The organism is Streptomyces diacarni (genome assembly GCF_003323715.1).
In the GTDB taxonomy this organism is placed as follows: domain Bacteria; phylum Actinomycetota; class Actinomycetes; order Streptomycetales; family Streptomycetaceae; genus Streptomyces; species Streptomyces diacarni.
In genome coordinates, this window is record NZ_QOIN01000046.1 from 324,693 (window position 1) to 338,236 (window position 13,544).

Genomic DNA, 13,544 nt, shown 5'->3' on the forward strand with positions numbered 1-13,544 from the left:
GGCCGCCCGGTGGCGGCCCGTCGTGAGCCCCGTCGCGGAGGGGCGCGGCACCACCCCGTGAGCGGGCCCCCGCGAACGGGCCCGCTCAGGCGTCTGTGACCGCCTGGATCGGCATCATGTCGCCGCTGAGCACCAGCAGTCCGCGGCCCGCTATGCCGGAGGCCGCCGCACGGGGCAGCCGGATGTTGAACAGTTCGCCCTCCGCGTTGTTCTGGGGCGACAGCAGCAGCCCGCTGCGCGCTCGCCGTGCTTCCTTGACGAAGCCCCGGTACTGGGAGGTCAGTGAGTCCGTCGTGCCGGCCGCCACGAGCCCGTGCCCGCCGTCGACGCCGCCGCGCACGACCGTCTCCAGGACGGCGTCTACGGGAGTGTCGAACACCAGCTCGGCGTCGTCGACGAGTACCGCGTACCGCCCGCGCTCCTGAGCCTGGACCAGCAGTTCCTGCAGCTGCGCCGACTCCGTCATCTCCCGTACCCCGCCGACCACGCCGGGTTCGCCCTCCAGGTCGCGCAGCGGAGAGCGCTTCGGGGTGACGAGGACGAGGGGCACCCCGGCGCGCAGCAGCGAGCGGGCCGCCGCGCACACCGACGTGGAACGCCCCGACTTGGGCGGACCTGCGATGACGAAGCCGGGGCCGTGCTGTGCCAGGTCGGCGCCGACCGGGGCGAGTTCGTCCCCGCCCACGCCCACCAGGGTCCACAGCCCGCCGGGCAGTCCGGACTCCGCCGCCAGCGCCAGCGCCTCGGCCGTCGTGGCGCGGGCCGGCAGCGGATCCACGCGCATCGGGCGGAGGGCGGGCGAGGGCCTGCCGTACGCGGCGACGGCCCGCTCGGCGACGTGGCGGACCGCGCCGACCTGGGCCTGTCCGGCGGGGTCGGGGTCCAGCAGCGCGATCTGACTCTCCAGCACCCCGTCGTCGCCCGGCCGCAGGGCGCGGCCGGGCGGCAGGTGGGAGGGAACGTCCCGCGGCGTCATTCCGGCCGTGGTGTAGTCGTTGGGGTCGGCGAGGCGCAGGATGAGCCGGTCGCCGAACGACGAGGAGACGGTGCCGGACAGGCCGCCGCGTCCCGCGGTCATCACGACGCGCAGCCCCACAGAGGGGCCCTCGCGGAAGAGTTGCGTCATGGCGTCGATGAGCTTGCCGTAGTCGTGCGACTCGTAGGTGGCGGTGTAGCTCTCCCAGCCGTCCAGCAGCAGCACCATCCACGGCAGGCGCTCCTCGGGCGAGGCCGCCGCGGCCCGCTGCTCGGCTACGTCGGCCGCGCCCGCCTGCGCCAGCAGCTGCTGGCGGCGCACGATCTCCGCCTGGAGCCTGCCCAGCAGCCGGGTGAGCCGGTCGGTCTGGTCCCTGGTGACGATCGCTCCGCAGTGCGGCAGTACCGACAGCGGAACGAGCGCGTTGGAGCCGCAGTCCACGCCGTAGAGGTGGACGTCGGCGGGGGAGGAGACGTCGGCGAGGGCGGCGGCGACGGTGCGCAGAGCCGTCGTTCGTCCCGAGCGCGGCCCGCCGACCAGCAGGAGGTGATCCCCGCCCACCAGGTCGAGCGTCAGCGGTGAGCGGTCCTGCCGTGCCGGTACGTCGGTGACGCCGAAGGCGACGGGCGGCACGTCGTCCTGGCGGCCGCCCGCCGGGCGCGGCAGGCCGGCGACCGTCACCAGGTCGGCCAGGGGTTCGAGCCAGGGGCGGTAGGGCGGGGCGAACCGCATGGCGGCGGCGCCTTCGCCGATGGCGGCGACCAGCACCGCCAGGTCGGTCAGCGGGTCGTCGTCCTCCTGCCCGGGCGGCGTGGGGCGGACCGGCAGCGGGTGCCCGAGACCGGCCCACTCCACCGGCACGGCCCACGGCTCGGCCGCGGTGGAGGCCTCCGCCTGCGGCCTGCGCCCGCCGACGCGTCCTGACTGGAACGGCAGGAGTGAGGAGGCGCTCAGCCGCACCAGGGCGCGCCCCGGTGTGGTGCGGGTGATGGCGGCCGAGTCCGGCGCATCGATCACGTCCTGGCTCTCGGCGCTGTCGGTGGTCCGCAGGGCGATGCGCAGGTTGGTGTTGGCGCGGATCTCCGGGGAGACCACGCCGCTGGGCCGCTGCGTGGCCAGGATCAGGTGGACGCCCAGGGAACGGCCGCGTTGGGCGACGTTGACCAGACCGGTCACGAAGTCAGGCAGCTCCCTGGCCATCGAGGCGAACTCGTCGACGACGATGAGCAGCCGGGGGAGCGGGGCCAGTGAGGGGTCCCGGCGGGTGGCCAGTTCGTAGGCCTCGATGTCCTTGGCGTCGACCGATTCCAGGATGCGTTCGCGGCGGCGCACCTCGGCGTTGAGCGAGACGAGCGCCCGTTCGACCAGGTGGGAGTCCAGGTCGGTCACCATGCCGACGGTGTGCGGCAGCTGCTCGCACCCCTTGAAGGCCGCACCGCCCTTGTAGTCGACCAGGACGAAGTTCATCGCGTCCGGCCTGTTGGCCACGGCCAGGGACGCCACGAGCGTCTGGAGCAGCTCCGACTTGCCTGACCCGGTGGTGCCCGCGACGAGCCCGTGCGGCCCGTCCCGCACCAGGTCGATGGTGAAGGGGCCGTCGAAGGAGACGCCGATCACCGCCGCGGTCGAGCGCCCGCCCACCGCCCAGCGTGCCGCGATGGCCTCGGCCGTCGGCGGTTCGAGAGCCAGCAGGTCCAGCAGCCGGCAGGAGTCCGGCAGCGCGCCCGCCTCCTTGTCGCTCACGTCGCGCACCGGTGCCATCGCGCGGGCGACGGTCTCGCACCAGTCGGGCGGCACGCAGTCGGGGCGCACCGACTGCACAGGACGCTCCCCGAACTGCGAGACCTGCAACAGTCCGAAGTGGTCCTCCTCGACCAGGGCGCGGCATTCCTCTGGCAGCAACCGCCGGTCCGCGTCCAGGCACACCAGGTGGATCCCGCAGTGCGGTCCCTCGACCAGCAGCTGCTTGAGCCCAGGAAGTGACCGCAGCCGGCGGGAACCGTCGAGCACGACGAGGACACGCGGGCCGCGCCACCGGTGTTCGGTCCCCGACAACCCCTCGCCCATCGCCTCCCGGCGGGCTCCCAGCAGGACTGTCAGCTCGCTGATCCGCTGGGCGACGCTCGCCGCGTCCGTGCCCACCAGCGCCACCGCGCCGCGCCCCTGGCGGTCGTGTGCGTGCGGCAGCCAGCGCACCCACTCCCACGCCTCGCGGCCCGAGGGGTCCGTCAGCACGTAGACGCTCAGGTCGGCCGGGCTGTGCAGCACAGCGGCCTGGGCGACCAGCCAGCGTCCGAGGGCGCGGGGCAGCTCGCCGCGGCCCGCGACGCCGAGGATGCCGTGCGTGCGCAGCGCCACCGGGACGGGGACGTCGGTCAGCACGCGCGGCTCGGCACGCAGGTGTTCCTGCTGGTTGGGGTCGCTCACCTCCACCTCGGAGGGCAGTGCCCCCGTCCCGACGCGGAGCACCCCGAAGTCGTCGTCCTCCAGCCGCCGCTCCCACAGCCGCTGCCTGGGCCCCGTGGCGGTCAGGTACAGCTCGGCCGGGTCCGGGCAGGCGAGCCGGCGCGCGGCCGTCTCCTGGGACATCGCCTTGCGCGCCTGGTACTCGATCGAGACCTTCTGCCGCTCGTACTCGCGGCGCTTGCGGCGGTGCGAACTGCGGCCCTGCCTGCGGTCGTAGAAGTGGTTGGCCACCAGCGTGACCGGGGTCAGCACCGCCATGATCAGGTAGATGGCGCTGCCCAGCACCACCACCAGGGCGACGGCCGCCAGCATCGGCGCCAGCGCCACCGCCCACGGCATGGGCCGCGTCTCCGACTGCGTGGGCCTGGGCGGCAACTGGAACTGCGTCGTGCGGGCCGACGGCTTGATCCGCGGCGGTCGGTTGTAGTCCAGCCCGGTGCCGTCCTGCGAGGGCTTGAGCGCGGTGTCGGGGAAGACCGGCTCGCTCAGCTCGAACAGCGAGTGCCCGGCGGCGACCGTGCCGCGACGGCGCCAGCCGGTGGGCCCCTCCACCTGCTTGCCGTCCATCGTCACGCCGCTGCCGAACGCCGGGCTGACGGTCACCGTGCCGTCGAGTGCCACGTCGATCTCGAAGGCGGAGCTGGGCAGGGTGCTGTCGGCGAGGCGCACCCAGGCCTCGGGCCCGCTGCCGGCGACGGCGACACCGGGGCCGAGCCGGTACACCCGCCCGGCGTCCGGGCCGCCCACGACCCGTACCTCGACCGTTCCCTGTCCCTGCGGCGGCGGGCACCCCCCGGGTGTGCCGAGGGAGACCGTCGCGCCGTCCCGCACGGGGGAGTCCGCCAGCGGTAGCGCGGGGTCGAGGAGATAGCCGCCCACGTGCAGGGCGGGGGGTGTGCCCTGGCCGCCCCCGTCCTCGCCGCCCACGTGTCGGGCCATCTCCCGCGCGACGGTCCCGACGGCGGCGTCCGGCTCCGCGTCCACCAGCAGGTCAGCGCGGTGCCCGCCCGCGGCGTCGACGGCGGTCAGCCGCAGTTCCATATGAGCCCCCCGGTCGGCCGATGCAGTGTCCGTGTCCCAGAATCACCGGCTATTGCTTTGGTGTGCTCCGCTCCGCGTAGCAATCATGCAACAGCGCCTCCGGGCAGGACTGTTGGTCTTACGCTTGCCAGTACGTCGACCGCCGGTGGCGCGGCGTAGGGAGCTACAGGGGGGGACGGATGGGAGCGACGAGGCCGGGCGAGACCCCGGAGCAGGCGCGGGCACGGGCCCAGCGCCTGCGCGACCACGCGGACAAGGCGCGCAACCTGGCGGGTTCGCTGGGTTCCACCCTGGACACGGGGCTGTCCAAGGCGAGCGCCGACGGCGTGTGGTCCGGACCGTACGCCGAGCGCGTCACCGCGGCACTGCGCGACCGGCGCAGCTCGTTGGACGGCATGGCACATGGGCTGCGCGCCACCGCACAGCACTGGGACCGCGAGGCGGACCTGCTGGACCAGGAGGCCGGTTCCCAGGCCTGATGTCACACGGGTGCCTGCCGCAGCGCGCCTACTTCAAGGTGGTGCCCTACAGGACGCCGACACGGGCGCCCACGTCGTCACCCTTGACCTCCGCCGGGGGGCCACTCCGTGGCGGGTGCGGGACGCCTCCGGCCCGCTCCGCCACGGTGCCGCACCGGGCAGGCAGGCCGGCGGCGGTGGTCAGCCGGCCGGGGCCCTGGACTCCCCTCTGTCGCACACCGCCTCCGCCGAGGCCAGCCCCACGCTGCCGTCGGCGGTCTGCACCAGTGACGTCACCACGTAGCAGGAGCCGGGCTCGACCGGTGGGGAGGAGAAGACGACGGACGGCTCGTCCGCGTTCGTGTTCTTCACCTTCACTGTCTTCCCGTCGGCGGACTGGGCCGTGATGGCGAAGCCGTAGACGGGCTGCGGCTTCTTCGGCTTGCTCCAGACGACCTGGACCTGCTTGCCGACCCGGGTGACCTTCACCTCTTGCGCCTGGAAGTCAGGGACCTGCCCCTTGGGCAGCGGGTGGGCAGACTTCGCCGGCTTCTCGGTGGGGCTTCCCTTCCCGCCGCCCGCCTCGCCACCCGCGTCCCGCACCAGGAACAGCGCCAGCGCGGCGCCGGCCACCAGCAGCAGGGCGCCGCACGCGGCGACGACCCTGTTGCGCGTCCTGCGCCGTCTGGCCAGGGCCTCGGCCGAGTCCGGGTCGTCGTCGACGACCGGCGGCGGCTCGGTCAGCGCGTCGTCGGCCGGATCCCAGCCGGGGAGCGGCACCTCGGGGTCGGCCTCCGGCTGGAGGTCGGGGACCTGGGCGGCGCGGTCCACGGGGAGCAGCGACCGCAGCACCCGGTGCACCTCCGTGAGCGGCGGCCGCCCCTCCGCGTGCGGGGCCGTCATCCGGTGCAACAGCGCGAACAGCGGCTCGGGCACGTCGCCCCGGTGCGGCCGCGGCAGCCCGCCCGCCAGCGCGGCCTCGTAGGCGGCGGGCCCGCCCTCCCGTACGGCACCCGCACGGGACGGCTCGCCCGCCAGCAGCGCGTACAGCGTCGTCCCCAGCGCGTACACGTCGGCGGCCGGTCCTGGCGCCTCCCAGCCGAACAGCTCCCTGGGTGCGTAGGCCGGGTCCGTGTCAGCGCCCGCCGAGGGCACGGCACGCTGTACCACCCGGCCCAACCCGTGCCCGGTGAGCAGCGCCTCACCCGCCGCGCCGTACAGGACGCGGGACGGGCGCACCTCCAGGTGCAGCACCCCGCGCCGGTGCGAGGAGTGCAGCGCGAGCGCCAGCCGTACGCCGACGACCAGCACGTCCTCGACCGGGTAAGGGCCGCGAGCGGTCAGCCTGTCCTGCGCCGAACCACCCGGGCAGTGTTCCGTCACCACGTACAGCTGTCCCGCGTGTGTGCACCCGGCGTCCCGCACCGTGACCGCGCAGGGATGCCCGGCCGCGGCGCCGGCCGCGAGGAGTTCGGAGTGCGCGGCCAGCCGGCGCGCGGGATCCTCCAGCACCGGCGGCAGCACCCGCACGGCCACCTCCCTGCCGCTTCCGGCCTCCCGGCACAGCACGACCGTGCCGCGTGGCCCCGTGTGCAGCACGCGCTGGGCCTGATACCCCTCGGGCAGCGCGGGAAGCGGTCCGGCAGCGGGAGGCGCCTCGGGAGGACCCCAGTTCGGGACGGTGTTCACTGGCGCACTCCTGATCTGCCGGTACGGACGGACGTTCCGGAGCCGCCCGCGCGTACGGGTGCTCCCGAACCGTCCGAACGGACGGGCACTTTCGGGCGGCCCGCGCGTACGGGTGCTCCCGCACGGCTGTGACGTCTCACCGTTGACCAGCGCAGCGCCCGTTTGACCCGCTCGCGTCGCGGCACCGTACGCGTGACGACCTCCTCGATCGCGTCGCAGTGCCGCCAGGCGGCGTCCGCGGCGGCCTCGTCGGGCGCCCGGCCCCCGTAGTCGACCTCGTTGACCAGCCGCGCCAAAGCGGGCAGCTGTTCACTGCCGCGCCCGCCGATCCGCTCGAGGCCGAACGCGGCCACCTCGGTGGCGGTGTGCGCGGAAGTGGCGGGCAGACCGATCTCGGTGAGCCGGTCGACGATCTGCTGCCAGGCGCCGAGCACCCGCTGCCCCGGATCGCGGGCGCCACGCCGCCGTCTGCGGGTCCGATACGGTGCCCAGACCGCGTAGCCGCCCCAGGCGAGGACCGGCAGCAGCCCCGCCGACAGCACGTAGGCCCACACAGGCAGTCCGCCGCCCCCGGAAGGCGCCGCCCTCCCGTCCTTCCCACCGTCGTCCGGCTGCTGGGGCGGCACGGACGGGCGCTGCTGCTCCGCGATGTCGCGGTCGGCCTTCTCGCGCTCCTCGGGCTGTCCGGCGGGCGGCACCGAAGCGCCCTCCTCGGAGGCCTGCCCCGGGGTCGGGTAGAACGGCACCCAGCCGATCCCCGCGAAGCGCACTTCCGGCCAGGCCAGCGCGTCCTGCCCGGTCACCTGCCTGGTGCCCTTCCCACCCGCACCGTGCCCCTCGCCACCCTCCGCGCGGAAGCCGACCGCGACCCGCGTCGGCAGCCCCAGCGTCCGCCCCATGACGGCGAAGGACGCCGCGAACTGCTCCGAGGTGCCGCGCCTGCCCGTGGTGAGGAAGAACTCCAGGTTCCGGTAGGCGTGCCCCGGCACCGCCTTGGGATCGAAGTCGAAGTGCTCGCGCAGCCAGCCGGCCAGCTTGTACGCCTGCTGGTACGGGTAACTGCTGCCCGCTGTGGCCGTCGCCGCCAGCCGCCGGAACGTCTCGACGGCCTTGATCGGCTCGCCCGCCTGGTCGGTACGGGGCAGGGACTTGTACCGGGCGCCCTTCGGCACGGCCGCGTACTGCAACCGCTTCGGGTCGTACACCGGCGCCTGGGAGACAGCGGTGTAGGACAGGCCGCGGTTGCCGCGCGTGCCGGTGGTACCGCCCTCGCCGACGGCCACCACGCCGCTGTCCGGATCCACGGCGAGCCGTCCGGCCTCGGCGCCGCCCGCATCGCGTTCGCCTGTGGTGCCGGTGAGCGTGACCGCCGAGGGGCGGTCGGCGGCCGGCAGCCAGATGCCGGGCAGGTTCTGCACGGTGACCCGCTGCTCCACCCGCTCGCGGCGCCCGGGCTCCGCTCCCCGCTGCTCGGGCACTCTGCCGCCCGAGCGGGCCAGGTGGGCGCCGGACGTCCACTTCACTCCGTCGTAGCGGTCCAGCACGGCGAGCCGCCAGTTGCGGTCCGCCGTGCTCCTTGCTGTGAACAACCGCGACTCGGGGTGTTGCAGCCACGCGGCCACCTGGTCCAGCGGGCTGGTGGACCGCGGATGGACGAGGGGCGTGCGCACCTCCTGGCGCAGGTCCCAGGGTTCGCGCCCGGCAAGCCCCGGGAGCCGCGGGCCGAGCAGCGCGGCAGCCAGCGCCAGCACCGCCACCACGGGCAGACCGGCGCTCAGCATCCGTACGGTGCCGCGCCCGGCCGCCCGCGACCGCGGGAGCAGCAGCAGGGCCGCGCACGCCACCAGACCGGCGGCGACCGGAACGTTGGAGCCCGGCCCCGCCACGCCCAGCACCAGCGGGAAGCCGAAGGCCAGCACGGGCGGCAACGCGGGCAGCAGCGGCCCCCGGGTGCGCAGCGCCAGCTCCGTGGCGGCGAGCGACGCCAGCCACACCACCGCGTGCGGCAGCACGAGGAAGTCGGCGCCCGAGGGCGCGGGCAGGATCGTCGTGAGGACCGCGTGCGGCGAGTCCAGCAGCGCCGCCCCCACCTTCGCCACCGCCCCGCCCGTCGGCAGCCCGACGGACGCGTCGCCACGAAAGAGCGTCGCGCACACCACGACCAGCCACACCACGACGTTCAGCACCAACGAAGGCCACAGCGGCGCCACCCGTCCCTTGCGGCGCTGCCCCGTGTACAGGCCGGCCGCCACCGCCATGGGGACCGGCACGGCCACCGCCAGCACCGGCAGCAGCGGGCCCACGGCGAAGACCCGGTGGAAGCCAAGGCCCGCGCAGACCAGCATCCCGGCGACGGGCAGCAGCGACCACGCGCGGCGTGCCGGGGAGAGCCGGTGCCGGTCGTCGGCGCCCCGGTCGTCGGCGCCTTCCTGCGCCGGTGACCGCGGTCGCGGCGGGACGCCGGGAGCCGCCACGGTGGCCGGGTCGGGCGCGGCCGGGCGCGGCGGTGCCCAGGACGGGCCGTCGTGGGCTGCCGGCCGCGCGCCGGGGGTGGCGAAGCGCGGCGTCGAGGCGGGACTCATCGCACCGCCTCCCGACGCCAGGCGGCCGGCAGGGAATCCAGCCCCGTCACCCGCAGCTGAGGGACGTCACTGCCGAGGCTGCGTGGCTCCGCTTGGGCTCCGCCCGTCTCTGCGCCCGCACGCAGCACCACCGTCCGGTCGAAGCGGCGGCGCACCCGCTCCAGCGCCCCGAGCCCGGTGGTGTCGCCCGTTCCGGTGACGACGACGAGGGAGCCGCGGCGACGAGCCCGCTCCAGGTCGTCGAACGCACCGGCTGCCGAGGCGCGTTCGCTGAGGTGCACCAGCGCGAGCCGGTCGAGTAGCGCGTCGGCGTCGCCACCGCCCGCCCCGTCCGTGCGCAGGACAGGGCCGGTCTCGCCGAGCACGTCCACGGGGAAGTTGGAGCGGGCCGCGGCGAACGCCACGGACGCGGCGCAGTCCACCGCCAGTTCGAAATCGTCCTCGGCCGCGTAGGCCACCGCGCGCGTGTCCAGCACCACGGTGGTGTGCGGCAGCGAGACGTCGACCAGCTGTTTGACCATCAGCGTCCCGGTGCGGGCGGAGGAGCGCCAGTGCACCCTGCGCAGATCGTCCCCCAACACGTACTCGCGCAGGGCGTGGAAGGTCAGCGACCCCTCGTCCGCGGTGTCCGACGTCGGCCCCTCCACGTGGTGCGCCGTCCCCGACGGCAGGACAGGCAGCAGACACACCCGGGGCCGCACCAGCAGCGTGTCCGAACCACCCTCGCGCGGCCCGAACACCCGCACCCGGCGGGAGAGACCCAGCGGGTCCGTACGCTCCAGCCGCAGCGGCCCCAGCGCGATGCGACCGCGCCGCTCGGTCGGCAGCGGGTAGCGCACAATGTGCTCCGCCCCGGCGGCGAGCGCCGGCACGTGCAACGTCAGCGGCGACTCGCCGCACCGGTCGGTCAGATCGAGCCCCCGTCGGCTGCGGCCCCCCGTGTTGGTCAGGGCGACGAAACTCTCCGCCCCGTCGCCCCGCGCCACCTTGCGCGGCGTGACCCGGCGGCGCGCCGACAGCCGCGGTGAGCGCCCCGTCCACACCAGGGCCACCCCCACAGCCAGCAGACAGGCCAGCCCGAGGACCGCCGCCTCCGGATAGCCGAACCCGTACCCGGCCCCCAGGAGTGCCGCTCCGCCGACCAGTGCCCCCCACCCCGTCGGCGACAGCATCAGAGAGGGGCTCCCGCCTGCGGAACGGGAACCGTGGCCAGCGCCTCCGCGATGACGTCGGCCCCACCGCGGCCGCTCAACTCGGCCTCGGGGGTCAGGATGAGCCGGTGGGCCAGCACGGGGCCCGCCAGCGCCTTCACGTCCTCGGGCAGTGCGTACGTACGCCCCTGCGAGGCGGCCCGCACCCGCACGGCGCGCAGCAGCGCCACGGAGCCGCGCGGGCTCGCGCCCAGCCTCACCTCGGGCAGCTCACGGGTGGCCGCCACCACCCGCACCAGATAGTCGTACAGCTGCGGCGCCACCTGGATCTGCCGGGCCACCTGGATGAACTCGGCGATGTGTGTGCCCGTCGCGATGGTCGGCAGTTGTTCGATGCCGGGCTGCCCGGACTGCGAGTCGGTGCCCGACAGGACGGCGACCTCGGAGGCGTGGTCCGGATAGCCGAGGGTGACCTGCATCAGGAACCGGTCCAACTGCGCTTCCGGCAGCGGATACGTGCCGCCCATGTCCACCGAGTTCTGCGTCGCGATCACCATGAAGGGACGCGGCACCGGATGAGTGCGGCCGTCTGCCGTGACCTGCCGCTCCTCCATGACCTCCAGCATCGCCGACTGCGTCTTGGGGGAGGCCCTGTTGACCTCGTCCCCGAGCACGATGTTGGCGAACACCGGGCCCGGCAGAAATTCGAACGCACCGGTGTTCTGACGGTAGATCGTCACCCCGGTGATGTCGGAGGGCAGCAGGTCGGGTGTGAACTGCACGCGGTGCCAACTGGCCTCCAGCGAGGCCGCCAGGCAGCGCGCCAGCGTCGTCTTGCCGGTGCCGGGCACGTCCTCGATCAGCAGATGCCCTTCGGAGAACAGGCACACCAGTGCCAGCTCGACGGTGCCGCGCTTGCCTTTGACGACACGTTCGACGTTGTCCCCCAGGGCGTGGAAGCACTGAGCGAGCAGCGCGACGGACTCGCGCGACGCGGACGGGGCAGCGGGGTGCTTGGGTTCTAGTCGCACTGCCAGACCTCCGGAGAGAACTTGCCTACCTTGTGTTTGCTGGTGGCCACCCACAGGTCGCTGACGTAGCCGGTCTTGCCCTCCCACTCGATGCGGTCCCACACGTCGCTCTTCCAGCCGTAGGTGTCGTGAACCTCGGCTGTCCCCCTGACCTGGCAGACGAATTGCAGCGTCGGGGTCTGTCCGGCCGGCACGAAGCCGAGCCGCGTGCCTTCCTTGGTGCTCGGCTTGGTGCGGATGCCGACTTCCTCACCGTCGTCGGCGTTGTCGGTGATCTTGATGTCCTTCGGGTTGGAGAGATCCACCGCCACGGCCGTGCTCCCTCCCGAGCCCGCCGCGTTGCCCGCGGCCACGGTCAGGTTGTACGTGCGGTTGTTCGCCAGCCCGGTCAGCTGCGCCTTCGTCGCGGTCGTGGTCTGTGACCCCTTGCCGCCGGTGACGGTGTACTTGGTGCCGCCGTCGGCGTTGGCGGGCGCCTGCCACGTCAGATTGATCCCCCTGCCGCCCTGCGGGAAGGCGTACTCGACCTTCTGCGGGGCACCAGGCGCCACGCACGGCCGGGTGGGCACGGTGCGGCCCGACTCCGCCGTCTGCCCGCCCGCGAACGCCGCCTCCACCGAGAAGCTGTACTGCTGGGCGCAGGAGCCGCCTTTCACCTCGAAGGTGAACGGCCCGTTCGGGCCCACCTTCTCCGGCTTCACCTCGGCGCCCGCCGGCGCCCCCTTGAGCCGGTATCCGGTCGGCTTCACCCCGGGCGACGGGGCGAAGGAGACCCGGATGACGCCGGCGCCGGACTGGGCCTGCGGGGTACCGGGTGGCCGCGCCTCGGGCTTCTCCTCGCCCTTGTCGGGCCGTTCGGGTTTCCGCGGCCGCTCCGGCTCCTTGCGTTCGGGTTCCTTCGGCTCACCGCCGCTGTCCGGCTTCCGCGCGGGCGCGTCAGGGCCGGACGGCGTCTCGTCCCGGCCTGGGTTCGAGGGGCCCTCCGGCACGGCGTCAGGCGCGTCCCGGCCGGGTGCCGGGTCACGCTTGCCGTCATCACCCGAAGGAGGGTCCTCGCGCGGCTTACGGCCCGAGGGGACATCCGTGTCGTACTTGTGGACGCGGTTGACGTGCCCCGAGGAGTTGATCACCACGGCGGTCTCGTTGTCCTCGTCGTTGACCCACAGCAGGCCGTCGCGCACGAACAGGCTCAGCTTTCCGCGCTTGCCGGTCACCTTCACCGGCTCGGTGATCGCGGCCGCCTCGGTGTCGTACACCTTCAGCGTGCCGTTGGAGTGGTCCGGTACGTACACCTTCGAACCGAGCACCTGGGGAGTGCCGTACTCGTGGCTGCCCGCGCCCAGGGAGGCGTTCAACAGCGAGCCCGTACGGGTGTTGACCAGCGTCATGCGGCCCGACTCGCGTGCCAGCACCGGCACCACGTCACCGGCTGTCGAGGACGGGACCACAACCGTCCCCGCCGGTGCCTCGGCGATGCCGGACGGCAGCTTGAAACGCAGCCCGATTCCCGTGCGCCGCAACACCGCCACCGTGCCGCCCCTGGTGTCGGTGACGACCGGGCGGCCGTCGGCCAAAGTCATCACCAGAGTGGACGCCTCGCCCCTCTTGGCGCCCACCTTGATGGCGTCGCCCTTCTTGCCGTGCGGGAACGGCACGACCGTGCCCTTGCCGGGCACCGGAACCCACAGCGTCCCCTTGGGATCGGCGACCGCCTTGCCCAGCGGGCCCGCGCCCAGATCCATCGGAGCGCCCAGTGGCGTCGTGCGTACCGGATCGATGCGCTGCACCCGCGCCTTGACCGGGTCGACGAGGTACGCGTACGAGCCCCCCGACACCAGTTGCAGCCCCGAGCCGTAGCGCGAGGACTGCTCGGCGGTCAGCTGCGAGGCGTCGATCCGCACCAGCTTCCCCGTCTTCTCGTCCAGCACCAGCACCGTCTTGCCGTCCTGCGAGATGGAGACCGGGTGGTCACCCATGCCGGGCAGCTTCACCTTGCCGTCCACATCACCGGTCAACCCGTTGGCGTGCGCTGCCTCGCCCGTACGCGAACTGGTCAGCCAGGCGCCGATGTCGGAGAGATCGGGCACCGCGCCCGCCTTGCCCGAACCGACCACGACGGAGGTGCCCACGAGCGCGCCCACCGAACACAG

Annotated in this window: 7 protein-coding genes; 1 reads left to right on the top strand and 6 read right to left on the bottom strand. The window is 73.9% G+C overall.

Annotated features, from left to right (window positions below):
- Window positions 1-85 precede the first annotated feature (85 nt).
- A complete protein-coding gene (locus DTL70_RS18305) occupies window positions 86-4,483 on the bottom strand; it encodes an FtsK/SpoIIIE domain-containing protein (RefSeq protein ID WP_114023024.1) in 4,398 nt (1,465 codons plus the stop codon).
- Window positions 4,484-4,662: 179 nt separating this feature from the next.
- Here DTL70_RS18305 and DTL70_RS18310 point away from each other — a divergent pair, with 179 nt between their 5' ends.
- The gene (locus DTL70_RS18310; protein ID WP_114023025.1) at window positions 4,663-4,962 is read left to right on the top strand and encodes a hypothetical protein; all 300 of its coding nucleotides are present in this window, start codon (window positions 4,663-4,665) and stop codon (window positions 4,960-4,962) included.
- Between the two features lie 180 nt (window positions 4,963-5,142).
- Here DTL70_RS18310 and DTL70_RS18315 read toward each other — a convergent pair whose 3' ends face one another.
- From DTL70_RS18315 to DTL70_RS18335, 5 genes are read right to left on the bottom strand one after another with little or no spacing between them, the layout of a single operon-like run.
- Entirely contained in the window at window positions 5,143-6,630 is a 1,488-nt protein-coding gene (locus DTL70_RS18315) for a protein kinase domain-containing protein (RefSeq protein WP_114023026.1), read from the bottom strand.
- Window positions 6,627-9,212, bottom strand: coding sequence for a transglutaminase TgpA family protein (locus DTL70_RS18320; protein ID WP_114023027.1), 2,586 nt, complete (start codon window positions 9,210-9,212; stop codon window positions 6,627-6,629). Before DTL70_RS18320 ends, DTL70_RS18315 begins: the two co-directional genes overlap by 4 nt.
- Window positions 9,209-10,384: a DUF58 domain-containing protein gene (locus DTL70_RS18325; protein WP_114023028.1), complete on the bottom strand. Its 1,176-nt coding sequence runs from the start codon at window positions 10,382-10,384 to the stop codon at window positions 9,209-9,211. Before DTL70_RS18325 ends, DTL70_RS18320 begins: the two co-directional genes overlap by 4 nt.
- On the bottom strand, window positions 10,384-11,394 hold the full coding sequence (locus DTL70_RS18330) for an AAA family ATPase (protein WP_220183632.1): 1,011 nt from the start codon (window positions 11,392-11,394) through the stop codon (window positions 10,384-10,386). The genes DTL70_RS18325 and DTL70_RS18330 overlap by 1 nt, the downstream gene beginning before the upstream one ends.
- Window positions 11,385-13,535 carry a fibronectin type III domain-containing protein gene (locus DTL70_RS18335; protein ID WP_114023029.1) on the bottom strand — a complete coding sequence of 717 codons (2,151 nt, stop codon included), beginning with the start codon at window positions 13,533-13,535 and terminating at the stop codon, window positions 11,385-11,387. Before DTL70_RS18335 ends, DTL70_RS18330 begins: the two co-directional genes overlap by 10 nt.
- Window positions 13,536-13,544 lie beyond the last annotated feature (9 nt).

Bases quoted from the DNA above. Each gene is read 5' to 3' on its own strand.
- DTL70_RS18310 (WP_114023025.1), top strand. From the start codon at position 4,663: ATGGGAGCGACGAGGCCGGGCGAGACCCCGGAGCAGGCGCGGGCACGG.
- DTL70_RS18325 (WP_114023028.1), bottom strand. From the start codon at position 10,384: ATGCTGTCGCCGACGGGGTGGGGGGCACTGGTCGGCGGAGCGGCACTC.
- DTL70_RS18305 (WP_114023024.1), bottom strand. From the start codon at position 4,483: ATGGAACTGCGGCTGACCGCCGTCGACGCCGCGGGCGGGCACCGCGCT.
- DTL70_RS18320 (WP_114023027.1), bottom strand. From the start codon at position 9,212: ATGAGTCCCGCCTCGACGCCGCGCTTCGCCACCCCCGGCGCGCGGCCG.